Annotated in this window: 21 protein-coding genes and 2 riboswitches; of the genes, 11 read left to right on the forward strand and 10 right to left on the reverse strand. The window is 66.4% G+C overall.

Going from position 1 to position 24189, the window contains the following annotated elements; all coding sequences use genetic code 11:
* Nucleotide 1: 1 nt before the first annotated feature.
* Both ACVOJ1_RS11725 and ACVOJ1_RS11730 read right to left on the reverse strand, forming a co-directional pair.
* Nucleotides 2-2518, reverse strand: a complete 2517-nt coding sequence (locus tag ACVOJ1_RS11725) for a PepSY domain-containing protein (protein ID WP_346480463.1) — start codon at nt 2516-2518, stop codon at nt 2-4.
* A 161-nt stretch (nt 2519-2679) separates the two neighbouring features.
* Nucleotides 2680-5223 (reverse strand): TonB-dependent receptor plug domain-containing protein, encoded by a 2544-nt coding sequence (locus ACVOJ1_RS11730; protein ID WP_111186272.1) that lies wholly within the window; start codon nt 5221-5223, stop codon nt 2680-2682.
* A 297-nt stretch (nt 5224-5520) separates the two neighbouring features.
* Between ACVOJ1_RS11730 and ACVOJ1_RS11735 the strand changes: the two genes are divergently transcribed.
* Entirely contained in the window at nt 5521-6441 is a 921-nt protein-coding gene (locus ACVOJ1_RS11735; RefSeq protein WP_065181626.1) for a bifunctional helix-turn-helix transcriptional regulator/GNAT family N-acetyltransferase, read from the forward strand.
* 38 nt (nt 6442-6479) lie between these two features.
* Here the strand turns inward: ACVOJ1_RS11735 and ACVOJ1_RS11740 are convergent, their stop codons facing one another.
* The 4 genes from ACVOJ1_RS11740 to ACVOJ1_RS11755 all read right to left on the reverse strand — a co-directional run bounded on the left by ACVOJ1_RS11740 (nt 6480) and on the right by ACVOJ1_RS11755 (nt 11615).
* On the reverse strand, nt 6480-7046 hold the full coding sequence (locus ACVOJ1_RS11740) for a TlpA family protein disulfide reductase (RefSeq protein WP_322522622.1): 567 nt from the start codon (nt 7044-7046) through the stop codon (nt 6480-6482).
* Complete coding sequence (locus ACVOJ1_RS11745) at nt 7043-9421, reverse strand: protein-disulfide reductase DsbD family protein (protein ID WP_346480464.1); 2379 nt, start codon at nt 9419-9421, stop codon at nt 7043-7045. The genes ACVOJ1_RS11740 and ACVOJ1_RS11745 overlap by 4 nt, the downstream gene beginning before the upstream one ends.
* Complete coding sequence (cutA, locus tag ACVOJ1_RS11750; protein ID WP_053515713.1) at nt 9418-9756, reverse strand: divalent-cation tolerance protein CutA; 339 nt, start codon at nt 9754-9756, stop codon at nt 9418-9420. The genes ACVOJ1_RS11745 and cutA overlap by 4 nt, the downstream gene beginning before the upstream one ends.
* A 68-nt stretch (nt 9757-9824) precedes the next feature.
* A complete protein-coding gene (locus tag ACVOJ1_RS11755) occupies nt 9825-11615 on the reverse strand; it encodes an endonuclease (RefSeq protein WP_065174432.1) in 1791 nt (596 codons plus the stop codon).
* A 312-nt stretch (nt 11616-11927) separates the two neighbouring features.
* Between ACVOJ1_RS11755 and ACVOJ1_RS11760 the strand changes: the two genes are divergently transcribed.
* The 4 genes from ACVOJ1_RS11760 to ACVOJ1_RS11775 all read left to right on the forward strand — a co-directional run bounded on the left by ACVOJ1_RS11760 (nt 11928) and on the right by ACVOJ1_RS11775 (nt 15382).
* Nucleotides 11928-12215 carry a co-chaperone GroES gene (locus ACVOJ1_RS11760; protein WP_006396661.1) on the forward strand — a complete coding sequence of 96 codons (288 nt, stop codon included), beginning with the start codon at nt 11928-11930 and terminating at the stop codon, nt 12213-12215.
* A gap of 81 nt (nt 12216-12296) precedes the next feature.
* The gene (gene groL, locus ACVOJ1_RS11765; protein ID WP_053515717.1) at nt 12297-13946 is read left to right on the forward strand and encodes a chaperonin GroEL; all 1650 of its coding nucleotides are present in this window, start codon (nt 12297-12299) and stop codon (nt 13944-13946) included.
* A gap of 174 nt (nt 13947-14120) precedes the next feature.
* Nucleotides 14121-14513, forward strand: coding sequence for a hypothetical protein (locus ACVOJ1_RS11770; RefSeq protein ID WP_346480465.1), 393 nt, complete (start codon nt 14121-14123; stop codon nt 14511-14513).
* Nucleotides 14514-14551: 38 nt separating this feature from the next.
* The gene (locus ACVOJ1_RS11775; protein ID WP_346480466.1) at nt 14552-15382 is read left to right on the forward strand and encodes a hypothetical protein; all 831 of its coding nucleotides are present in this window, start codon (nt 14552-14554) and stop codon (nt 15380-15382) included.
* Here ACVOJ1_RS11775 and ACVOJ1_RS11780 read toward each other — a convergent pair.
* The gene (locus ACVOJ1_RS11780; RefSeq protein ID WP_346480467.1) at nt 15379-16539 is read right to left on the reverse strand and encodes a serine hydrolase domain-containing protein; all 1161 of its coding nucleotides are present in this window, start codon (nt 16537-16539) and stop codon (nt 15379-15381) included. The two genes, ACVOJ1_RS11775 and ACVOJ1_RS11780, sit on opposite strands and share 4 nt — an antisense overlap.
* A 166-nt stretch (nt 16540-16705) precedes the next feature.
* Between ACVOJ1_RS11780 and ACVOJ1_RS11785 the strand changes: the two genes are divergently transcribed.
* Together ACVOJ1_RS11785 and ACVOJ1_RS11790 are read left to right on the forward strand one after the other, a co-directional pair.
* The gene (locus ACVOJ1_RS11785) at nt 16706-17206 is read left to right on the forward strand and encodes a MarR family winged helix-turn-helix transcriptional regulator (RefSeq protein WP_346480468.1); all 501 of its coding nucleotides are present in this window, start codon (nt 16706-16708) and stop codon (nt 17204-17206) included.
* Nucleotides 17203-17937, forward strand: coding sequence for a DNA alkylation repair protein (locus ACVOJ1_RS11790; RefSeq protein WP_263175978.1), 735 nt, complete (start codon nt 17203-17205; stop codon nt 17935-17937). The genes ACVOJ1_RS11785 and ACVOJ1_RS11790 overlap by 4 nt, the downstream gene beginning before the upstream one ends.
* 59 nt (nt 17938-17996) lie before the next feature.
* Here ACVOJ1_RS11790 and ACVOJ1_RS11795 read toward each other — a convergent pair whose 3' ends face one another.
* Nucleotides 17997-18353: a hypothetical protein gene (locus tag ACVOJ1_RS11795; RefSeq protein WP_197572442.1), complete on the reverse strand. Its 357-nt coding sequence runs from the start codon at nt 18351-18353 to the stop codon at nt 17997-17999.
* Between the two features lie 510 nt (nt 18354-18863).
* Here ACVOJ1_RS11795 and ACVOJ1_RS11800 point away from each other — a divergent pair.
* A complete protein-coding gene (locus tag ACVOJ1_RS11800) occupies nt 18864-19124 on the forward strand; it encodes a hypothetical protein (protein ID WP_053515725.1) in 261 nt (86 codons plus the stop codon).
* A 257-nt stretch (nt 19125-19381) separates the two neighbouring features.
* The gene (locus ACVOJ1_RS11805; RefSeq protein WP_053515727.1) at nt 19382-20455 is read left to right on the forward strand and encodes a 3-deoxy-7-phosphoheptulonate synthase; all 1074 of its coding nucleotides are present in this window, start codon (nt 19382-19384) and stop codon (nt 20453-20455) included.
* 197 nt (nt 20456-20652) lie between these two features.
* On the opposite strand, the gene ACVOJ1_RS11810 is transcribed toward ACVOJ1_RS11805, so the two are convergent.
* On the reverse strand, nt 20653-21270 hold the full coding sequence (locus ACVOJ1_RS11810; RefSeq protein ID WP_053515730.1) for a trimeric intracellular cation channel family protein: 618 nt from the start codon (nt 21268-21270) through the stop codon (nt 20653-20655).
* 82 nt (nt 21271-21352) lie between these two features.
* Nucleotides 21353-21458: riboswitch (glycine riboswitch) on the reverse strand.
* 13 nt (nt 21459-21471) lie between these two features.
* Nucleotides 21472-21561: riboswitch (glycine riboswitch) on the reverse strand.
* Nucleotides 21562-21600: 39 nt separating this feature from the next.
* Between ACVOJ1_RS11810 and ACVOJ1_RS11815 the strand changes: the two genes are divergently transcribed.
* A complete protein-coding gene (locus ACVOJ1_RS11815; RefSeq protein WP_053515731.1) occupies nt 21601-21876 on the forward strand; it encodes a GIY-YIG nuclease family protein in 276 nt (91 codons plus the stop codon).
* Between the two features lie 99 nt (nt 21877-21975).
* Here the strand turns inward: ACVOJ1_RS11815 and ACVOJ1_RS11820 are convergent, their stop codons facing one another.
* Nucleotides 21976-23256 (reverse strand): NAD(P)/FAD-dependent oxidoreductase, encoded by a 1281-nt coding sequence (locus ACVOJ1_RS11820; protein ID WP_065181581.1) that lies wholly within the window; start codon nt 23254-23256, stop codon nt 21976-21978.
* Nucleotides 23257-23375: 119 nt separating this feature from the next.
* On the opposite strand from ACVOJ1_RS11820, the gene ACVOJ1_RS11825 reads away from it, so the two are divergent.
* Complete coding sequence (locus tag ACVOJ1_RS11825) at nt 23376-24170, forward strand: NYN domain-containing protein (protein ID WP_346480469.1); 795 nt, start codon at nt 23376-23378, stop codon at nt 24168-24170.
* Nucleotides 24171-24189 lie beyond the last annotated feature (19 nt).

Consider the following 24189-nt stretch of genomic DNA (forward strand, 5'->3'; position numbering starts at 1 on the left):
CTCAATACACGTCGCGCCGGTAGCGGCCGCTCTCGAGCAGCGTTTCCACCACCTCGTCACCGAGCGCGCCCCGCAGTACCTGATCCACGCCCTCGGCCATGCCCTGCAGCGAGCCGCAGACATGGATCACGGCGCCACGCTGCATCCATTCCCGCAGTTCATCGCAGGCCGCCCGCAGGCGGTCCTGCACGTAACCGCCTGCTGCGTCGCGCGAGAACGCCAGGTCGACCCGGGCCAGATGGCCCTGCGCCTGCCATGCGCTCACCTCATCGGCGAACAGGAAGTCATGCGCGCGCTGGCGCTCGCCGAACAGCAGCCAGTGGCCGTGCTCGCCTGCGTGTGCCGCCTCGCGTAGCAGGCCGCGCAGGCCGGCGATGCCGGTGCCGTTGCCGATCAGCACCATGGGTGCGCCCGGCACGCGATGGAAGCCGGGGTTGCGGTGCACGCGCGCGGCGATGTGCGCGCCTGCCGGCGCATGCAGCGACAGCCAGCCCGACCCCAGCCCCGGGCGCCCGGTGTCGTCGTGCACCAGGCGCACGACCAGTTCCACCACGCGATCGGCCGGGCAGGAAGCGATCGAATATTCGCGGCCCGGCAGTACGGGCAGGGCCTTCAGCCAGCGTCCGGCATCCTGCACCTGCAGCGCACTGGCCACGTCCGGCAGTTCGCGTTCGCTGGCCAGGCACTGCAGGGTCTGCGTGCCGCCTTCGATCAGCAGCGGTTGCAGCGGGTCCAGTCCATGCGCCAGCAGTACCGCACGGGCATGCGCGGCGCTGTGCCGCGGCGCGATGTGCAGGATGTCGCCGGCCTGCCACTGCACGTCATCCGGCGCGGCCAGCCGGATCCGCCAGATCGGACCACCGACGCTGCCCGGGTTCAGCTGCTGGCGATCCAGCAGCTGCCAGTCGTGCATGCGGGTGGCCGCCGGCAGCACGCTGTCGTCGGCAGCAATGCCGGTCAACAGGCCGAGCTGCTGCTGCCACTGGCGCAATGCCGCGACCGATGCAGCGTCCACGTCGATGCGGTCGAACATCGCGCGGGCACCGTTGCCCAGCAGCCACGCATCGAACTGGCGGCCGAAGGCGCAGTAGTGCGGGTACTGGCGGTCGCCCAGCGCGAGCATGCCGAACTGCAGTGTGGCCAGGTCCAGGGATCGGCCCAGCAGCTGGCGCGAGGCACGTCGTGCCGAATCCGGCGGTTCGCCGTCACCAAAGGTACTGAGCACGAACAGCGCGTGGCTCGCCGCCTGAAGGCGGTGCGCGTCGGTCCTTGCCAGCGGCAATACCTGCACCGCCTGTCCGCTGGCCTGCAGCTGCGCTGCCGCGCGCCATGCCAGCTGCTCGGCCAGGCCGCTCTGGCTGGCATGCACCATCAGCCATGCGGCGCCGTTGGCTGCGGCCGCCGGCAGCGGCTGGCGCAGCGCACGTGCGGCGCGCTGGCTGCGGCGACGGTCGAGATAGAGCAGCCAGCCGGTGATGAAGAACAGGCTCATGCCCAGGCTGCTGAGCATCACGATGATGCGCCCGGGAATCCCGAAGTAGCTGCCCGAGTGCAGCGCGAACACGCTGGTAGCCAGCTGACCGCCAGCGCCCTGGCGCGCGTAGGGACGCGCGTCCAGAATCGCACCGCTGGCAGGGTCGAGCTGCAGCAGATCGTGCGCGCGGTCATGATGGCCGCCGCGCAATGCTGGATCGCCCGCCATGGTCCGCACATTCAGTGCCTGGCCGGGCTTCTCGGGCAGCCGCAGGTCGATGTAACCGGTGCGCACCCCGGCCTGCGCGTACAGCGTCGTTTCCACGCGGCGCAGGTCGAGCACGGCGCCGGCATCGATCACCTGCTTGGCCGGTGGCGCCACGCCGAGCAGGGCATTGGCCGCGCTGCGATACCAGTCGAACGACCACCACAGGCCGGTCAGGGCACTCATCAGGTAGATCAGCAGCACCCAGGTGCCGGCCACCGAATGCAGGCTCCACAGGAAGCCGCGGCCGCTGCGCTTCCATTCCACGGCCAGCCAGCTTCGCCAGTGCCACCAGCGGCGGGGCCAGCGCAGGTAGAGCCCGGACAGCGTGAAGAACAGCAGGGCGATCGCGCAGCTGCCGGTGATCCATTTTCCGCGCTCGCCCGCGGCGAGGTGGCGGTGCAGGTCTTCGACGAAGTCGAAGAAGGCCTGCCCGCGCAGGGCGCTGAAGCGCTCGCCGCTGTATGGGTCGAAGTACACCCAGTGCGCTTTGCCGCCGGCGAAACGGGCCACCGATGGGCGCTGGCCGCTGGCATCCACGCGCAGCCGCTGCAACGGCCGTTTGCTGTCGGCCTGCAGCATCGGCACCAGCTCGCTCAGGGGCAGCGGCTGCTGGCCTTCGGCGTGATGTTCGGCGATGGCGGCGAAGCCGGGGTTGGCGGCGCGCAGCAGTTCATCTTCAAAAGACAGGGCTGCGCCGCTCAGGCCCATGATGGCCAGAACGGTGCCGGCCGTGATGCCCAGCAGCCAGTGCAGTTGGAACAGGACGTTCTTGAACATCGGGGGATGAAAGCCAGGAGGGCTGCCGCCCGCATCCTGCGCAACAGCAAATGAGAATTAGTCGCGTAATTCTCGGGGGCGCCCTGCCTGCGGTCAAGCCGGTGGGGGGGCGCCAGCGACGGGGCCTTCCATGGCCACCGTTGCGCGCACTTGCACCTGCGTCAGAACTTCCAGCCCACCCGCGTGTAATAGAAACCGCCGTTGAATCCGTAGGGCGAATGCACCGGATACTGCGCACCGGCCACGCCCCCCCAGGGGTTGCTGGCCGGCACACGGTCGAACAGGTTCTGCGCGCCCACGCTGACGTACAGGCCCGAATCGAACTTCCAGCCCACTTCCGCATCCACGATCAACGCGCTGCCCCCGTAGATCGGCAGGCCGCCGTCCTCGGCGGAGATCACGCCGCTGTCCAGGTGATCCTCGTACCAGCTGCTGTAATAGTTAAACCGGAGATTGGCGTGGAAGATCTGCCGCTGGTGATTGATGCTGAAGTAGCCTTTGGTCCTGGGCAGCGATTTCTCCAGCTTGTACACGCGCGCTTCGTCGATGAAGTCGGTGTCGTAGCGGTCCACCTTCGTGCGGTTCCAGTTGGCCGCCAGCGAGTAGGTGGTGACCCCGCCGAAGTGGTTGCTCTTGAAGCTGGTCACCAGGTCCACGCCGGTGGTGGTGGTATCGAAGGCGTTGCCGAAGTAGGTTACCTGCGAGATGGACGCGGCTTCCGCATTGCCGCCGGCCACCAGCGCCGCACGCTCCTCCGGAGTGACTGCAAAGCTGGTGCTCAGGGCAATGCGGTCTTCCACCTTGATCTGATAGCCGTCCAGGGTGACCAGCCAGTCACCTTCGGTCCACACCGCACCCAATGACACATTCCTGGACTCTTCCGGAGTAAGCGGCTGCGCGCCCTTGAGCTGGGCAATCGGATTGGTCGGCGGCAGGGTGGCGATGTCTTCCAGTGCGGTACCGCCGAACACGGTGCTGATCTGGCTGATGTTGGCCTGGCCGGGAGTCGGCGCACGGAAGCCAGTGTTGTAAGCGCCGCGCAGAGCGAAGTGCTCGTTGAAGTCGAAGCGCGCGGTGAGCTTGCCGGTGGTGGTGCTGCCGAACGAATCGTAGTCCTCGTAGCGCAGCGCACCGGCCAGCAGCAGCCGCTCGGTGAGCTGTGCTTCCAGGTCGGCGTAGGCGGCCCAGTTGCGACGATCAAAGGTGCCGGCGGTGCGCGTGCTGAATCCGTTGAACCCGTTGGAGCCCAGCGCGAAGCCCTGCTCGGTCAGCGGCCCGATGGCCGTGGATGGGCCGTCACCGGGGCTGATCCTGAAGCTCTCCTCGCGCCATTCGGCACCCATCGCCAGGCGCAGCGGCTGGCTGCTGAAGCTGACCGGGATGTCCCGGCTGACGTCCACGTTGAGGTTCTTTTCGGTCTGGGTATTGCCACCCGGGCGGAAGAACAGCCCGGCCGGCTGGTCGGGACCGAGCGAGGCGTTGACGGTGTTGTAGATGGTGAACTCGATGTCGTTGCGCCCCCAGGAGCCGCTCACGTCCCAGTACCACTCACCCCAGGTGCCTTTGGCGCCGGCGAACACCGAGGCGTCTTCCAGTTTGCCGCCGAAGCGTGGGGTGAAGCCGCCGGGCAGGCTGGACAGGAAGGTAAAGCAGTTGGCGGGCAGGGCAGCCACCGCGCCGCTCACGGTGCCGTACGGCAGCAGGTTGCCGGCGCCATCGCGCAGGGCGATGGTGGGGCAGGCGCCCACGCCGGTCAGGTTGCCCACCAGCAATGTCTGGCCGCCATCGTTGGAGTAGACGCCCGAACGTGCGGTGGGGTCGCGGTAGTAGAACCCGCCATCCACTTCACGCTTGGCGTAATTGCCGAACAGGTAGAACTCCACGTTCTCGGTGTCGTAACCGAGGTTGGCGACCAGCTTGAGGTCGTCGTCCACCTTCGGCGATCCCCAGATCTGCGCAGGATCTTTCACCCCGGGGTAGCCTGCCGCTGCGACCGCGGCGGCATCGTCGCGCTGCACACTGCGCGAGGTGTCGTCGGCGTTGCGCCATTCGGCCGTAAGGGTGGCGAAGCCGTGCTCGGCGAGCGGCAGGCCGATCTGCGCCGAGTACTGGGTGGTGAGCCCGTCGCCCTCGTAGTACTGGCCGGCGAACACCTCGGCGGTGCCGCCTTCGCGCAGCTTCTTCAGGCTGAAGTTGAGCACGCCGGCAATGGCGTCCGAGCCGTATTGTGCCGCTGCGCCGTCGCGCAGCACGTCCACCTGTTCCAGCGCCAGCGAGGGGAACACGGACAGGTCCGGTCCCTGTGCGCCGTCGGACAGTCCGTGGCCGAGGAACGTGATCACCGCCGAGCGGTGGAAACGCTTGCCGTTGACCAGCAGCAGGGTGTTGTCCGGCGGCAGGCCACGCAGGTTGGCCGGACGCACCAGGCTGGCCGCATCGTCGATGGGAATCGTGCTGACGTTGAAGGAAGGCACGAGCACTTTGAGCTGGTCGAGGGCGTCGGTCGCGCCCTGGTTGCGGAACTCTTCACCGCTGATGATGTCGATCGGCACCGCCGACGAGGACACCGTGCGCGGTTTGGTGCGGCTGCCCAGTACCGAAACGGTATCCAGGGTGGTGGCCGCGTCGGGCGTCGTCGATGTGCCGCTGTCCTGCGCCCGAGCAACGGGGCTGGTGGACAGCAGCGCGGTGGCGAGGGCCACCATTACTGCGGATGCCAATGGCGTGATTGCGTCTGGAGCCTGAACACTTCTGCGAATTCCGTGTTTCATGCATGCACCCTGCAGTCGATTTGAGTGGTTTGTCGGTCAGTCGTTCATCCTGTTGGTTCTCCTTGCAGCCAGGGCCCTGGTCGCTAAACGCAGAATTAACAGAACGTAAACCGTACTGCAACGAATCTTTCGTTTTAAGGCGCCAAGACGCGGAATGGATCGCAAAAACAGCCTTATATGGTTGCTCAAGGCATGTACTATGTGCCCAAGGCAACCATCAGGAACGTCCCCGTGTCTGCGCTCACTTCCGATCCCGTCGCACAGGTCCGCGCCTTCAACCGCTTCTACACCCGCAGGATCGCGGTGCTCGAGGAGCGTTTGCTGCACAGCGACTTCACCCTCACCGAGGCGCGGGTGCTGTTCGAACTGGCGGCGGGCCAGGGCATCACGGCTGCGCAGCTGGGCCATCGGCTGGACCTCAACGCGGGCTACCTCAGCCGGCTGCTGAGCGGGCTGCAGGCGCGCGGTCTGGTTCAACGCGAACCGTCGGTGATGGATGCGCGCGCGAACCGGCTGGTGTTGACCGAGGCGGGCCGCGCCGCCTTCGCACAGCTGGATGCAGCGTCCAGCGAAAGCGTCGCTGCCATGCTGGGAGATATCAGCGAAGCAGGATGCCAGCGCCTTCTTGAGGCGATGGCGCACATCCAGGCACTGCTGGGAGGTGCATCGTCGGATTGCGTGCTGCGCGATCCCCGCCCCGGCGACATGGGCTGGGTGATCCAGAAGCACGGCGCGCTGTATGCACGCGAATTCGGATGGAACGCGGAGTTTGAAGCGCTGGTGGCCGACATCGTCACCCGCTACCTGCGCGAACACGACCCGCAGACCGAGCGCTGCTGGATCGCTGAACTGGACGGCACCCCGGTGGGGTCGGTGTTCGTGGTCCGGCACGACGCGCACAATGCCAAGCTGCGGCTGCTGCATGTCGATGCCAGCGCGCGCAGGCGGGGCATCGGGCAGCGACTGGTGGACGAGGCGATGAGCTTCGCGCGCGCGGTGGGCTACAAGCGCATGGTGCTGTGGACCAATGCCGCGCTCATCGACGCCCGCGGCCTGTACGAACGGGCCGGCTTCGAACTGATGACCGAGCAGCACGAGCAGCTGTTCGGCCAGCCACAGGTGTCCCAGCTCTGGGCGCGCTCACTGGTCTGACCGGGATCAGGACGCGTGGATGCCGGCCGCGGCCAGGCTTACAACCGGACCCACGTCTGCACTTCGCCGGCGGCAAACGGCCCCAGCTTCTGCTTCACGATGCGGCCCTGTGCATCCACCAGCACGCTGTAAGGCAGCAGCCCCTGGGCATTGCCCAGCTGCACGCTGGCATCGCGCGGACCGGGCGTCTCCAGCACGATCGGGTAGTCCACCGGCACCCGCTGCAGGAAGCGCTGCACATCTTCGGGTGTATCCAGCGCCAGCCCCAGCACCTGCACGCCGTCAGGTTGCTGCGCCTGCGCGAAGCGCGACAGTTCCGGCATTTCCTCGACGCAGGGCCCGCACCAGCTGGCCCAGACATTGATGAGCAGCGGCCGGCCGGCAAAACGCTGGCGCAGATCGAGCGGCTGTCCCTGCAGGTCCGGCAGCACCAGTGCGGGCAGGGCATCGCCTGCCTGCAGCACGGGCAGCGGTGCTGCAGGTGGCTGCACGTCTGGATCGCCAGCGTCCGCCGCCGGCACCGGCGTCAGCCGATGGCCGGCCCACAGGCCCAGGCCGGCAGCCAGCACCGCGGTCCACAGCAGCGCTGGCCGTTGCCACCTCATCGTGCGGTGCGCAGCAGCGCTTCTTCGACCACGGCCTGGGTAAGCAGGGTCGGCAGCACCGTCGGCGGTGCGCCGGGGCCGTACACCACGTAAAGCGGAACGCCCACGGCCTTGTGCTCATCGAGGAAAGCGGTGATCTGCGGGTCCACGTTGGTGTAGTCGCCGCGCATGTACACCGCGTTGGTGCGCCTGAGCAGCTCCCTGAACTCCGGTCGCGACAGCACGGCGCGCTCGTTCGCCTTGCAGCTCACGCACCAGTCGGCGGTCATGTTGACGAACACCACGCGGTTGTCGGCACGCAGGCGGTCGAGCAGCTGCGGCGAATACTCCACGACGTTCTCGCTGGTGGCCTGTGCCGCACGTGCCGGTGGCTTCAGCTGGGTCACGCCCCACACCGGTACCAGCGCGGCGATTGCCAGCAGCACGCCCAGCAGGCCGGCGGCGCGCTGGCTGCGCCAGCGGCTGCGCTCGAACAACCACAGGCCCAGGGCCAGCAGCAGCAGTCCGCCCAGCGCCAGCGCCATGCCGTCCACGCCACGCTGCTTGCCCAGCACCCACAGCAGCCACAGTGCGGTGGCATACATCGGGAACGCCAGCACGTGCTTGAGCGTTTCCATCCACGGGCCGGGCTTGGGCAGGCGCCGCGCGAGCGCCGGCACGAAGCCGATCAGCAGGAACGGCAGGGCCAGGCCCAGGCCCAGGAACAGGAACACGGCCATCGCCTGTACGGGCGTGGCAACGAAGGCATAGGCGACCGCGCCTCCCATGAACGGACCGACGCACGCGCTGCCGACCACGCAGGCCAGCGCACCGGTGAAGAAATCGCCGGCCGGACCGCTGCGACGGGCGAGTGACTGGCCGAGGTTGCCCAGGCCACCGCCGAGGGTGAACACGCCGGACAGGCTCAGGCCAACCGCAAACATGATGTAGGCCAGTGCCGCGACCACGCCTGGGTGCTGCAGCTGGAAACCGATGCCCACCGCATTGCCAAGCATGCGCAGGCCGACCATCAGCGCGCCGATCACCGCGAAGGCGACCAGTACGCCCAGCGTGTACCACATGGCGTGGCTGCGGGCGCGCTCGGCGCTCTCACCGCTCTGTGCCAGGCCCAGCACTTTCAGCGACAGGATCGGCAGCACGCAGGGCATCAGGTTCAGTACGAGGCCACCGGCCAGTGCCAGCAGCAGCACCCACAGGAACGAACGGTCCGGATCCGGGGTCGTGGCCGGCGGGCGGGTACGCAGCGCGTTGTCGCCCCGCGCATCGGCGGCGAACCCTGCCTGCGCGCCGGCCACATCGGCACGCGCCGGTTCGCTGTTCGGCACGGTCGGCAGCAGGCGCAACGGGGTGCCGTTGGCCGCCTCGCGCGGTGCGGCGCTGCCCGCCGGCAGCGGTCGGATCATTTCGCTGCGTGGCGCAGGCTGGCCGGCGTGGGCGCTGATCTTTCCCGCGGGGATCGACAGCTTCACCCGGCGGGTCATCGGCGGGTAGCAGATGCCATCGGTCTGGCAACCCTGGAAGGTCACCACCAGTGTGCTGTCCACCGCGTCGGTCACCGTGCGGCGTAGCGGCAGCGGCACTTCGACCTGGTTGAAGTACACCGACACATCGCCGAAGTGCTCGTCGCGATGCGACTGCGCGGCGGGCCAGCGCGGCGTATCTGCCAGCACACCGGCACTGCCTTCCAGCTTCAGTGAAGTGCGATCGCGATACAGGTAGTAGCCCGGCGCGGGACTGAAGCGCAGCAGCAGGGTGTTGCCATCGCTGGCGATCGCGTCGAAGCCGAAGGCCTGTTCGGAGGGCAGCGGAAGCGCCTGGCTGTTGCTGCTGCCGGGCAGGCGCAGGCCACCACCGCTGCCGGCCCCGGCAAGCGGAGTGTTGAACGCGCTCACGCCGGTGACCCGCGCGGTTGGCAGGGCGGCTGCGGCGCCACCGCCACCACCGGGCAGTGTCACCTGGACCACGCGCTTCTGCGGCGGGTAGCAGACACCGGCATCGGCGCAGCCCTGGTAGCGCACTTCCAGGCTGAGGGTGCCGGCCGCATCCGTCGGGGCGCCCGGCAGCGAAACCTGCAGGCGTTCGCGGTAGGTCTCGACCTCGCCGAAGAAATCGTCGTGGTGCTTGGTGCCGCTGGGCATCTGCAGCGCACCGGCATTGAAGGCCGGGTCGGCCTTGACGCTGGTGCGGTGGCGATAGAGGTAGTACCCCGGCGCGATCTTGAACTGCAGCTGGATCTGGTTCCGCTCCGGCGCACTGGCGGTCAGCGCGAACGCCTGGTCCACCGGCAGCAGATCTTTCTCGTCCAGGGCGAATGCAGGCAGGGCCAGCGAGAGCAGGGCGCACAGCGCGGCGGCACGGGCAAACAGATTCATCAAGCGGTGTCCTCCCGGGTCTGCGCCCGGATCCAATCCAGATAGGCCGGCAGTCCGGCCCGGGCTTCGACCGCGATGCACTCGGGGAGTTCATACGGATGCAGTTCGACGATCCGTGCCATCGCTGCCTCCACGCGGCTGGCCGTAGTCTTCACCAGCAGCTGCAGCTCGGCATCGGTAGTGACCTCGCCCTGCCAGCGGTAGGTCGACTGCGCCCCTTCCAGGCGCGTCACGCAGGCGGCCAGGCGCTCGCCGACCAGCGCATGCGCGATGCGCTCGGCACTGGCCCGGTCCGGGCAGGTGGTCAACAGCAGCAGGACGGGATCGACGGTCGGCATGACCGTCGAGTATAGGGCCGCCGCCGGATCAAGGTCCGGCGGCGGCGATGGACCGCTGCGTTGCGCGGTCAGTTGGCCAGCTGGCAGGTCGCCGGCTTGGCCGAGGTGAACAACGCCGGCGTCGCCCACTCGGGGTGGTCGATGAACGGGTTGCGGTTGCCCTGGAAGCTGTAGATCACGTCGTTGCGCGCGCGCTCGGCGTCGTCCGGCGGATCGGACAGATGCCAGTCGATCAGGGTCGAGAGCAGGCCCATGTAGGCCGGCGAACTGCTGGTCCTGACGATCCGGCTGCGGTCGTCGGTCAGCTCCAGGTCCGGCTCGGACTGGCCTGTGGCTGCATCCTTGCCGCCCTCGTAGCGGATCGCCATGTACATCACCGCGCGCGCCATGTCGCCCTTGCGATGGCCCCACACCTCGAAGGTGCCGGTGTTGCCGTCCGGCGTGCGCACCCAGTTGGAATTGCCCGGGTAGCCGCCGCTGCCGCCGCCATGGCCGTTGTTGGCCTCGGTGGCGCGCTCGCCACAGTTGGCATCGCACTTGCCGAACGGCTTGTTGCCGCGGTCGGCATTCCACTGCGCATCGGTCAGGTACAGCATGTGGGTGTCGGTGTAGGGCGCGTAGGGCAGGCCCTTGTCGCCGGTGGTGCTGGCAAAGCCCAGCGAGTTCGGCCAGGTGTGCTCGCGGTTGTAGGTCAGGCCGCTGCCCGTGCCAGCGCGATCGCTGACCTTGGCGTAGCTGCGGTTGCGATAGGCATCGAGGATGCGGTTGGGATTGTTCGGATCCTCGTCGGCGATCTCCAGGATGGTCCAGGTGCTGGTGCCCGACCCGCTGTACGGATAGGCGGTGTGGCCCTTGATGGTCGCGTGCAGCGAGCAGCGCAGCTGGCTCGGGCTGGAGGTGTTGACCCTGGAGTAGTAGCCCGCCGGTACGCCGGGATTGCCCGGATCGGGGTTGCCCGTGGCGCTGGCCACGGTGAAGGCGATGCGGCTGTCGGCAGCCGGATGCGCGCCCTGCAGGTCGGTGATGCGCGCGGCGCGGATGTCGAAGCGGCAGGCCTCACCGGCCACCAGCGCGGTGTTGGTGGACAGCTTCACGCTCCTGCCGCTGGCCGGGTGGGTCAGCGGTACGCTGCCGGAGGCGCCGCAGCTCAGCGCGAAGGCGCCGCTGGCCAGGTTCACCGTCTCGCTGAACACCACTTCCAGATCGGCCGCGGCCGGGAACGTGCTGCTGCCCTGGGCGGGGGTGGTGGTGGACACCGATGGCGGCGTATTGGGACCGGGCGTACCCCCACCGCTGAAGGTCTGGCCGTTGTTGCAGCTGCCGAAGGTCTGCGTCGCCGATTCGGCCCAGGTGAAGTGGGCGTACTGGCTGCCGCTGCCCGTCAGCTGCAGTGAGGTGCCAGGGGCCGTGCTGTTGGTCTCGGCCACCGGAATGTTCTGGCTGGTCATGCCTGCGGCAGGACCGCCGGAGGCAGTGATCGTGCCCTCATAGCTGAGGAACTGGACCACCTTGCCGCTGGCGTCGACCAGCGCGATGCCGTCGTTGGGACCGTTCTGGATGCCGTTGGTCGGATAGCTGACCACGGCCAGGGTGGCGCTGCCGCACCCGGCGGCGCTGCCGGCAGGGACGGCCGTGTTGGCGTACACCGAAGCGGCCGACGGCGTGCTGCCGTTGTAGAGATACAGCCGATAGCCGGACAGATCCTCGCCGGCGGTGGCCACGACCTCGATCGCCTCGCCGACGTCACCGGCTGCGGTGCTGTCGTCGTAATGCAGTTCGTTGATGAAGACCTCGGCCTGGGCCGGCGCGGTGGCCAGGGCCAGCACGCAGGCGGTGGCGAGCGGGGACAGCAATCGCATCGACGACTCCTTGTGATTGGGAATGCGCGGCCGAGCCTAAGGCCGATCCAGTGACACTTTGTCGTAAATGAACGTCAGATATCTGACAGTGCGACGTTGGTCACCTAATTCGGGGCCACCCCACCGCACTGCCGCAGCGTCCGGCGCGGAAACTTTTTTCGCGACGCCCCTTGAAAGCCTCCCGGGGGGCTCCATCTCTGCCGTGCTCCCGACCTTGTCGGGTTTCTTCACGTGCGGTTCTGGCACTCGCCTGGTGCGAGTGCTAACATCGCCGGACTTTTTTAGACCAATCAATCACTTAAGAGGTCTCCTATGAGCATCAAGCCGCTGCACGACCGCGTTGTGGTCAAGCCGATCGAAGCCGACGAAATCTCCGCCGGTGGCATCGTCATCCCCGACTCGGCCAAGGAAAAGTCCACCAAGGGTGAAGTCGTGGCCGTCGGCCCCGGCAAGCCGCTGGACAACGGCAGCGTGCGCGCGCCGTCGCTGAAGGTCGGTGACAAGGTCATCTACGGCCAGTACGCCGGCAGCTCGTACAAGAGCGAAGGCGTCGAGTACAAGGTCCTGCGCGAAGACGACGTGCTCGCCGTCATCGGCTGAGCCCCGCCGCGACCTGTTTCAACCTGATCCCCACATCCCAGCCGCCGGGCACGGCCCGGCGCGACCAATGAGGTAATTGCAATGGCTGCCAAGGATATCCGTTTCGGTGAAGACGCCCGTTCGCGCATGGTGCGCGGCGTCAACGTTCTCGCCAATGCCGTCAAGGCCACCCTCGGCCCGAAGGGCCGCAATGTCGTGCTCGAGAAGAGCTTCGGCGCCCCGACCATCACCAAGGACGGCGTCTCCGTCGCCAAGGAAATCGAACTGGCTGACAAGTTCGAGAACATGGGCGCGCAGATGGTGAAGGAAGTTGCTTCGCGCACCAACGACGACGCCGGCGACGGCACCACCACCGCCACCGTGCTGGCCCAGGCCCTGATCCGCGAAGGCGCCAAGGCCGTTGCTGCCGGCATGAACCCGATGGACCTCAAGCGCGGTATCGACAAGGCCGTCGTGGCTGCCGTCACCGAGCTGAAGAACATCTCCAAGCCGACCGCTGACGACAAGGCGATCGCCCAGGTCGGCACCATCTCGGCCAACTCGGACGAGTCGATCGGCCAGATCATCGCTGACGCGATGAAGGAAGTCGGCAAGGAAGGCGTGATCACCGTTGAAGAAGGCTCGGGCCTGGACAACGAGCTGGACGTGGTCAAGGGCATGCAGTTCGACCGCGGCTACCTGTCCCCGTACTTCATCAACAACCAGCAGTCGCAGACCGCTGACCTGGATGACCCGTTCATCCTGCTGCACGACAAGAAGATCTCCAACGTCCGTGACCTGCTGCCGGTGCTGGAAGGCGTCGCCAAGGCCGGCAAGCCGCTGCTGATCGTGGCCGAGGAAGTCGAAGGCGAAGCGCTGGCGACCCTGGTGGTCAACACCATCCGTGGCATCGTCAAGGTTGTGGCCGTGAAGGCCCCGGGCTTCGGCGATCGTCGCAAGGCGATGCTGGAAGACATGGCCGTGCTGACCGGCGGCACCGTGATCTCCGAAGAAGTGGGCCTGTCGCTGGAGAAGGCCACCATCAAGGACCTGGGCCGCGCCAAGAAGGTGCAGGTCTCCAAGGAGAACACCACCATCATCGACGGCGTGGGCGACAAGGCTGCGGTCGAATCGCGCGTTGCGCAGATCAAGACCCAGATCCAGGACACCTCCTCGGATTACGACCGCGAGAAGCTGCAGGAACGCGTGGCCAAGCTGGCCGGCGGCGTTGCCGTGATCAAGGTGGGTGCGTCCACCGAAATCGAAATGAAGGAAAAGAAGGATCGCGTCGACGACGCCCTGCACGCTACCCGTGCAGCCGTTGAAGAAGGCGTGGTTCCGGGCGGCGGCGTTGCACTGGTCCGTGCGGTCACCGCGCTGGCCGGCCTGAAGGGCGCCAACGAAGACCAGAACCACGGCATCCAGATCGCCCTGCGCGCGATGGAAGCCCCGCTGCGCGAGATCGTCGCCAACGCCGGCGAAGAGCCGTCCGTCATCGTCAACAAGGTCAAGGAAGGCAGCGGCAGCTTCGGCTACAACGCCGCCACCGGTGAGTTCGGCGACATGCTGCAGTTCGGCATCCTGGACCCGACCAAGGTGACCCGTTCGGCGCTGCAGAACGCGGCCTCGATCGCTGGCCTGATGATCACCACCGAAGCCATGGTTGCCGAAGCTCCGAAGAAGGACGAGCCGGCCCTGGGCGGCGCCGGTGGCATGGGCGGCATGGGTGGCATGGGCGGCATGGACTTCTAAGGTCTGCGTTGTTCCCGATGAAGTGAAAAACCCCGCCGCAAGGCGGGGTTTTTTTGTGGGCGTTGGCTTGTCTCATAAGCCCCTGTTCGCAGAGACCTGGTGGTCGTATGATGCAGTAGGCTCCCGGGGCTAGCAGCTTGGCCCCTACTCGGGGGATTTCGGAGTGCTGACGGCATGAAAGCTTTCAAAAGCGAAAACGCCAAGCAATTGTTGAGTGACCCCAAGCGATCGGCGCAGTTGCGCGATTTGTTGGTTAAGGGGGCTGAACTGGATGATTTTTTGTCCGGCTCCAGACTTGTACATGAGGGTGCAGGTGTTCGGGCGTCGCGCGAAGTGCAGAAGTCGTTGACTCATGCTTTGCAGGCCAACCGGGCGAATATCGCAGAGATCCAGCGGCAACTGCAGCAGTTGCAGGCGGAATTAGAGAAGTTGAGATCAAGGGCCGAGGCACGGACATCAAAAGCATCCTCCTCATCTCAGTCAGCGTCTCGTCGTGAGCCAGATGTGTCAGAACTTGATCGCATCGGTGAGCGCCTTCAGGCGGTCCGGAACGTCTTGAACAAGTAGATCGTCGCATTTCAGGAAACACGACGGGGCACTCAAGGATGAATGTAGCGCTACCCGCGTTGATCGTTTTCTTTCTTCTTGTCCCTGGGTTCATTGCTAGATCCCAAGTCCAGAAGATCGAGAGTGAAGTTCTCGATTACTCCCCTTTCGGTGCAGTTGTCGCCCAAGCGCTGGTTTGGGCTTTCCTGCTTCACGCCCTCTGGCTCACAGGCATGCATTTGTGGACAAGCCGGGAGTTTGCACCCGAGCATCTACTCGGAATGATGTCAGCCAGCTCGAGCCTGCAGTCTGATTCTGTACGTTCCGTCGCTGGTCAATGGAAGGAAATCGCTCTTTACTTTGGATCCATGGTTGCGTTTGCCTACATTGGACCAATGGTTGTCAGGACAATCATCGTGAGGTGCAAGCTGGATCGAGAAGGACGCTGGTGTTCCTCTCTCTGTAGATTCAATCGTGCGCCTTGGTACTATCTCCTTACTGGAGCGGATCTTCGCGATGATCAGAAGGCTGATGCCATCATGATCAGTGCGGTGGTGAGTGTTGGCGGAACTGCCCACCTGTACGTGGGTTACCTGGAAAAATGGCACGTCGATAGGGACGGAAAGCTCGATCGTCTGGTGATAAGTAAAACGATGCGACGCGCGTTCTCTTCGGACAAGCCTGCTGAAGGTGAAGCCGATGCGATGGGAAGGTTCTATCGTGTAGACGGGGATTTTTTCGTCCTGCGTTATGACCAGATATCCACACTGAACGTGTCTTACCGCGAGCTCCCGGCCCCGGCAGAACTCGATCTGCTGACTCTCTCCACTCAGATTGAAGAGATTGAAAGGATGGTTGGCGAAGACGACTCGGCAGTTGTACGCAACTAGCGCACGAATGCCTTCGTAGCCCCGTATTCCCATTCCCACGGCACCCCCGTCTCGCCCAGCACGAAGCGCACCAGTGCCGGAAAGGTCGCTTCGGCGCGCACATCGTTGCCCAGGATCACTACGCAGCGTTGGCCTTGTTCGACGCACACCAGCGTGTTGCCCACCGCATCGTCATGTCCGCCCTTGTAGAAGCCTGCGCCCTGTGGACCGGTGAATGTCACCACGCCCAGTCCCGCAGCCAGGTTTCTGCGCCGCTGCGCCACCGGCAGTTCCGGCTGCAGCGTCGGGAACTGGCTGGCGGTGGTGATCGGCAGCTGCGGCCGCACCAGCTCCCGGCGCATCGATGCCGACAGCCCCTGGCCACTGACATAGCCGGCCGCGAAATTGCCCATGTCGGCGATGGTCGTGTCCATCGAACCGGCGGCACGCACGCGGCTGCGTTCATCGTGCGGTTCCGTCGTGCCTTCGGCGGTCCAGCCGTCGGCCAGATTCGTGGCGAAATCCTCGCGCCACATCATGCTGGTGCGGGGCATGCCGAAGCGGTCGAATACGCGCTGCTGCATGAGCGTACCCACGTCCTGGCCCAGCCCGCGCTCCAGCACGAACTGCAGCAGGATCAGGCCTTCGCCGGAATAGCCATAGCGGCTGCCCGGATCGAAGTGGAATTTCAGTTTTCCGTCCGGCTCCAGGAATGCAAAGTTGGCAAAGCCGCTGGTATGGTTGAGCAGCAGGCGCGGGGTCAGCCGGCGCCAACGTTCGTCGCCGGCCAGCACGGTGTAATCGGCGTACTTCTTCGGCTCGGCCGGATAGTCCGGTAGCGGTCTGTCCAGCGCGCTGGCGATGCTGGCATCCAGATCGATCACCTTGTCCTGTGCAAGCTGCGCGATCAGGTGGCCGAAGGCCATCTTGGTCAGCGATGCCGCATACATCACCGTGTCGGTCTGCAGCGGTTCGCCGGCAGCGTTGCGCTCGCCATAGGCGGCGACGTGCACGACCTTGCCACCGTCGACGACGGCCACTGCCATCCCGCGGGCGTGGGCGACCTGCATCAGGCGCTTGGCTTCGGCATCGATCCGGGCCGGGGAGGGCACGGGAGGGGGAGCGGCCATTACGGCGGCGGGGAACAGCGTCAGCAACAGCAGGACGGCACGGCGCATGCGTGGAACTCCTGGCGGGACGTGGCGCGATGCTACCGCAGCTTCGGCTGCTTACAGCCCCCAGCGCGGGGAGCGCGCCCGGCCGGGCTCGGCGGCAGGCCCTGTAGGTGTTGCGTTCCATCCCGTCATGAATATGATTAGGCACCTAAACATGTTGTAAATCACCGTGCTTGAGGCAAAACATGGCGCCCTTCTGGATGAGGCCCGGCGACGTGGCCAAGCCAATGTCGCCCTGCTGCATCTGTGCTTCCAGCTGCTGTCGCTGTCCTCGGCGATCGATCGCGACTGCGCCAGCCGGCTGGCACCGCACGGGCTCAGTGAAGGTCGCTTCATCGTGCTGTTCCTGCTGCACGGTGCCGGCGGCACACTGTCGCCGCATGCGCTGGCCGAACGTGCAGGCGTGACCCGCGCCACCATCAGCGGCCTGCTCGATGGCCTGCAGCGCGAAGGGTTGCTGCAGCGGCGCAGCGATGCCGCCGATGGCCGTCGCCTCCAGATCGTGCTGACCGTGCAGGGCAAGCGCTTGGCCGAAGACCTCTTCAATCAGCACACGCAGTGGATCGCGGGCCTGTTCAACGGCCTGGACACTGCCGAGCAGGTGCAGCTCTCACAGCTGCTGGCCAAGGTGTGGCAGCACACCGGCGGCGGACGGAAGGACCCGCAGTGAGCGCAGCGATCAGCCCGGCGCGAAAGCATCAACTGGATACCGGGACAGCCGCCAGCACGCATCTGGCGGAATGTCTGGCCGTGGATTTCGCGGTGTTGCTGCAGACCGTTGCGGTGCTGCCGGAGACTGCCATTCAATGCATGCGCGATGCCGCCAGCAAAGGCATTACCCAGCGCATGGTTCTGGCGGCAACGCTGTTGCGTGAGGCCAGGCAGGGTGATCCTGCACAATGGCAGTCGCATGCATCCGACACCGTGCGCGGCTGGGCCTGCTACCTGATCGGTGGCGATGCCACCGCCTCCCTGCCGGTGAAGCTGGAGAAGATGCGCCCGTTGGCAGATGATCCGCATTTCGGCGTGCGCGAATGGGCGTGGCTGGCGCTGCGCACCGACATCGTTGCCGGGCCACTGCTGGCGCTTGAATGCCTGCAGCCGTGGACGCAGGAACCGTCCGCCCATCTGCGCCGGTTTGCCTGTGAAGCACTGCGTCCCCGTGGCGTCTGGGCGGCGCACATCGCTCTTTTCAAGCAGCATCCCGAACACGCGCATTCGCTGCTGGAGGCACTGGCTGATGATCCCGAACGCTATGTGCAGGATTCCGTCGGCAACTGGCTCAACGATGCCGGGAAGACCCAGCCGCAGTGGCTGCGTGACCTGTGCACACGCTGGCAACGCGAGCGCGACAGCCCTGCCAACGCCTACATCCGCAGGCGCGCACTGCGTTCACTGTGATCCGGCGGGTGCCGGCCCATGACCGGGCCATCGGGCCCGGTCACATTGCGCGGACGCGGCTAGTGGGGCTGCAGGCGTTCGGCCGCATGCGTGGCCAGCCCCAGGGATGCCAGCATCAACCCTTCCATCACCCGGTCGCTCACGTGATGTTCGGGCGCGGCATTCTGGCGGCAGCGTTCGGCGGCCAGCAGCACCTCCTGCACGATGCGCAGGCCGGCCAGTGCGCCATCGGCATCGGCCAGCATCATGCGCCGGCCGTTCGCTGGATGGCGTTCGGGCCAGGGTTGGCCATCGGCGGCCGCACCGCTGCCGATGCGTTGCAGGTGGGCGACCAGACTGTTGGGATCGATCGGCGCCTGATCGGCATTGGCCGGATCGGGGTGGGCACCCGGGAAGGGAACGTGTGGTGTTTTCATGGCGTGTGCTCCGTACAGGACAGACGACACCGCCACCGGAAGAGGTGGCGGACGGTACGTGGCGGCAAAGACCGGGTCACTGATCCGGCGGGCGCAAGCGCCCCCCCGCACCGCCCGCCATGGAACGCGGACGGATTGCCAGCCGGCGCCGCCCAAGGCGACGCCGGCTGACAAACGCGAACTTCAGTGACACACGGGCTTTGCCGACCCGGCCACCCTTTTCCGGTGGCAAACCATCTTGAGCACATGTCCGCGTGGGATGCCAAGGCAGTACGCGACACGTCATGGAGACGGAGGAGGTATCGCATATGCCGTTGCCCGTATAACCGCGCATTGAGCGCCTGCAGGCCCCTTCCGGGCCGAAGGGTGGGAAGCCTGGAAGGAAGATCTCAACGCGGTGGCACCATCGGTCCAGTCGCGACACGATCGATCCGTACACCGGCACATGCGCCGGTCATCCGGACGCGGTAAACAGTGCATTGCCCACGTCTACCCACAGGGAAGTCGATCATGCAGAGCACGCTCCAGGTCACGCTGTTCGGCCCTCCCGGCGACACCCCGGCGTTGCAGTTGCCGGATGTGGACGGGCCCTCGGTGGCGATACCGGAATCGACACTGCGGCGGCTGGTCTCCGATCTCTACACGGCGCGGTCCCTGCTCAACCCCGAGCAGTTGGAGGAGGCGAGGCGGGAGCTGGATCAGGTGCTGGAGCGCTGGGCCGATATCCACGAGGGCCTGCTGCTGGACGTGGAAGTGCATGGCAGCCGCTAGATCGTCGTGCTGCTGAACCGCTTCCCCAGTTGCGGATGAAACATTTTGTGCTGCGCAGAAGCTGTGCTATCAATACATCCCATGAACGCAGCCGCTACCCGCTTTTACTGGTATTACTTTCCGAAGCCACTGGCGGAGGAAGGACTGCGCTCACCCTGAAGAAAGCTTCAGACGCATTCCCGAAAGCCGCCAGCGAACCTGGCGGCTTTTTTCATGCCGCCTCGCTGGGGACCCCCTACGTACCGGAGACCTCCCCCATGCCCCCCCATACCGACGACCTGCGTATCCGCACCATCGAACCGCTCACACCGCCTGCCCAGCTGCTGGCGATGCTGCCGTGTGACGATGAAGCCTCCGACACCGTCAGTGCTTCGCGCGCGGCCCTGCACCAGATCCTGCATGGCCGCGACGATCGCCTGGCGGTCGTGGTCGGCCCGTGCTCGATCCACGATCCGAATGCGGCCATCGAGTACGCACAGCGCCTGAAGCCGCTGCGCGACGCGCTGGCCGGCGAGCTGGAGATCGTCATGCGCGTGTACTTCGAGAAGCCGCGCACCACGGTGGGCTGGAAGGGCCTGATCAACGATCCGGACCTGGACGGCAGCTTCCGGATCGACAAGGGCCTGCGCATTGCCCGCGGCCTGCTGCGCGACATCAACAAGCTGGGCCTGCCGGCCGGCGTTGAATTCCTCGACGTGATCTCGCCGCAGTACATCGCCGACCTGGTGGCATGGGGAGCGATCGGCGCACGCACCACCGAAAGCCAGGTGCACCGCGAACTGGCCTCCGGCCTGTCGTGCCCGGTGGGCTTCAAGAACGGCACCGATGGCAACGTCAAGATCGCGGCCGATGCGGTCGGCGCGGCCTCCAACCCGCATCACTTCCTGTCGGTGACCAAGCAGGGCGGCACCGCCATCGTTTCGACCACCGGCAACCCGGATTGCCATGTGATCCTGCGCGGCGGCAAGCAGCCGAACTACGACGCGGCCAGCGTGGCCGACGCCTGCCAGGCACTGGCCAAGGCCAGGCTGCCGACGCGGCTGATGATCGATGCCAGCCATGCCAACAGCCTGAAAAACCCGGAAAACCAGCCGAAGGTGATCGAAGACATCGCCGTTCAGCTGGAGGACGGCGAACAGCGCATCGTGGGCGTGATGATCGAGAGCCATCTGGTGGGAGGCCGGCAGGAACTGGTGGAAGGCCAGCCGCTGGTCTACGGACAGAGCATCACCGATGGCTGCATCGACTGGGACACCACCGTGACGGTGCTGGAGCGACTGGCTGCGGCCGTGCGCGCCCGTCGCGAAGTGACGGTGTCAGAAGCCGCCTGAGCGCGGCATGTGTGTGGATGGCGGCCTGCGCCTGCGGGGGTGCGGCCGCGATCAGGGCCGGTCGGAGTTGGAGACCGGCCCGTCCGCACCGGCGATGCGCCTGGCGCTGCGCATGAGCGACAGCGCCAGGTCCATCGCCGGGGTGGTGCAGGGCACGAAGGGGAGCGCCGGGCCACGCCCGGCGAACACGCCATCGTTCAATGCACTTCGTCGTGATACACGAACTTCGGCATTTCCCAGCGGTAATGGATCGCCAGCAGGCGCAGGGCGAAGCCGCCCGCCAGGCAGCACAGGATGGCCGTGGCATCGGACACGTTCCAGTGCAGCAGCAGCAGATAGGCGGCGCCGGTCAGCAGCGCGATGATCGCGTACAGCTCCTTCTGGAAGATCAGGGGCACTTCGTTGCACAGAATGTCGCGCAGCACGCCGCCGAACGCGCCGGTCAGCATGCCGGCGATCAGCACGATCGGCGTGGCATGACCGGCCTCGCGTGCGATCGAGCAACCGATCAGGGTGAAGGCGATCAGGCCCAGGCCGTCGAGCACCAGGAAGGTGCGGCGGAAGTGGTGCATCCAGCGTGCGACCCAGGTGGCGATCAGCGCCGCGCACACGGTGAAGCCGAGGTACTCGGGATGTTTGACCCAGCCCAGCGGATAGTGGCCAAGCAGGATGTCGCGCAGTGAACCACCGCCAAGCGCGGTAACGCAGGCGATCATGACCACGCCGAACAGATCCATGCGGCGGCGTCCCGCGGACAGTGCGCCGGTCATGGCTTCGGCGGAAATGGCGATCAGGTAGATGATGGACAGCAACATGGAACAGGCTCCGGACGCGGTGGGGCCGGCCATGCGCGGACGCCGCCATTGCCTGCGCAATGAAGGGATGACGATGACCGGTGCCGCTCCCGCTGTCCTTTTGCCTGAGAGTTCAGCGGCGTAGGCCGCGTGCCCCTTCGGCGGATCGTACCGGGCATGCCCGGTGACCTCTCTCCAGCTCGGCGAGTCGAATGCATGGTTGGTGGGATTCCAGCCCACCGGCCTGAGCGATCATGGGAGCCTGCGCCTTCGGCGGGCGCCAGCGCGGCGCCTCTCTCCTGCATTCGCGGGCAGTATATCCGCTGCGGTGCAGCACGGCATAATCCCGGCATGGCCCCGTCCCACCGCCCGTGGTTCCTGTACCTGCTCGAATGCCGCGATGGCAGCTACTACGCTGGCATCAGCACCGACGTGGACGCGCGTTTCGCCGCCCATCGCGCCGGTACGGGGGCGCGCTACACCCGGGCCCGCCCGCCGCTGCGCATCCTGGCCGTGCGCGAGTACCCGGACCGCTCCGCCGCCTCGCGCGCCGAATGGCAGCTCAAACAGCTGCCGCGCGAGCGCAAGCTGGCGTGGTTGCAGGCATTGGATTCCGCATCTTTGTAGCGCCGTGCCCAGGCACGGCGCATCGCAGTCAGTCGCGACGCGACGTGGGGTCAGATCCCTTTCCGCAGGAAGGGGATCCGACCCCGTTGCAGACCTGCGCTACCGTTTCGGCCGGCGGTCATCCTGGTCATCGCCGAAGATGATGCGTGCGCTGCGCTGGTAGCTCCAATACGCCACCGCCCAGTTCAGCAGCACCACGATGCGGTTGCGGAAGCCGATCAGGAAGAACACGTGCGCGGCCAGCCAGAACCACCAGGCCAGCACGCCCGACAGCTGCAGGCGCCCCAGGTGCACGATGGCGGCCATGCGGCCGATGGTGGCCAGGTTGCCGTAGTCCGCGTACTTGAAGGGCCCGGGCTCCGGCCTGCCGTGCAGGCGTGCACGGATGACCTCGGCCACGTACTTGCCCATCTGCTTGGCCGCGGGCGCCACGCCGGGCACGGGCTTGCCGTTGGCCTGGTTCACCGCGGCCAGATCGCCGGCCACGAACAGTTCCGGATGCCCGGGCAGGGTCAGGTCCGGCTGCACCTGCACGCGCCCGGCACGGTCCAGCGGCACGTCCAGCGTGCGCGCCAGTGGCGAGGCGGCCACGCCGGCCGCCCACACCACGGTGCGCGCCGGCACGAACTGGTCACCCAGCGTGAAGCCCTGGCTGTCGATGTTGCTCACCGGCGTTCCGGTCAGCACTTCCACACCCAGCTTTTCCAGCTGCCGGCGCGCCTTCAGCGAGAGCACTTCCGGGAACGAGGACAGCACGCGTGGACCGGCTTCCACCAGGCGCACCTTGGCGCTGGCCGGATCGATGTGGCGGAATTCATTGCGCAGCGTATGGCGTGCAATCTCGGCCAGGGTGCCCGCCAGTTCGACGCCGGTCGGGCCGCCGCCGACGACGGCAAAGCTGAGCCACGCCGCCTTCCTGGCCGGGTCCGGTTCGGCTTCGGCGCGCTCGAACGCCAGCAGCAGCTTGCGGCGCAGGGCAATGGCATCGTCGAGGGTCTTCAGGCCGGGCGCATCATCGGCCCACTGGTCGTTGCCGAAGTAGGCGTGAGTGGCGCCGGTAGCCAGCAGCAGGCTGTCGTAGTCCAGCGTGCTGCCGTCGGCCAGCCGCACCTGGCGGACCTGCCTGTCGATGGCCACGACCTCACCGAGCCGCACTTCCACGTTGCGCTGGTGGCCGAGGATGTGGCGCAGCGGTGCGGCGATGTCCGGCGCTGACAGGCCTGCAGTGGCGACCTGGTACAGCAGCGGCTGGAACAGGTGATGGTTGCGGCGGTCGACCAGGGTGATGCGGATGCGTTCGCGTGCCAGCGCACGGGTGGCCCAGAGGCCGGCAAAACCGCCGCCGACAACGACCAGGTGGGGAACGCGCTCACGACTCATCGACTCACTCCAGGGGGCATGGGGAACCGTCCGGCATCTTCGCACGGCGGCGGCCTGTCACGTCAGCGTGCGCGCGGATCGGCGATACTCGGATTCAGGCAACCGCCAGCGAGAGGCCCATGAGCGAACCGGAAAAGCGCATCGCCCTGTTGATCGACGCCGACAACGCGCCCGCATCGAAGATCGACGAAGTGCTGGCGGAGGTGGCCCGCTACGGCGTGGCCAATGTCCGCCGTGCCTACGGCAACTGGAAGAGCCCACGGCTGAAAGGCTGGGAGGCGGTGCTGCACGAGTACGCGATCCGGCCCATCCAGCAGTTCGCCTACAGCAAGGGCAAGAACGCCTCGGACATGGCCATGGTGATCGATGCGATGGACCTGCTGTACGCGCGCAACCTCGACGGCTTCGCCATCGTCTCCAGCGATGCTGATTTCACTCCAATGGTGATGCGTCTGTTGACCGACGGGGTGAAGGTGTATGGCTTCGGCGAAAAGAAGACGCCGGAACCCTTCGTCAATGCCTGTTCCAAATTCACCTATCTGGAAGCACTGGGCCAGGCCCATGCCAGCGTGCCGGAAGTGGAACAGGGCACGGCAGAGCCGGGTGCCATCGAGCCGGCCACCGGTGAAACGGGCAGCGGCGAGGAAGTGCGCCCGCGCAAGAGCGGCGCGGAAATGCGCAGCGATACACGTCTGGTGAAGATGCTGCGCCGCGCCGTGTCCGCAGCGGAAGGCGAGGACGGCTGGTCGCACCTGGGGCCGGTGGGCAGCCAGATCGCCAACCAGGCCTCGTTCGATCCGCGCAACTATGGCTATGGAAAGCTGAGTGATCTGCTGGCGGCGATCGGTCTGTTCGAACTGAAGAAGGATGGCAAGTCGTCCTACGTGCGCGCGCTGCCGAAGAAGAACCGGTAGCGCCGGGCCATGCCCGGCC

The sequence above is a fragment of the Stenotrophomonas sp. STEN225 genome (genome assembly GCF_056756445.1).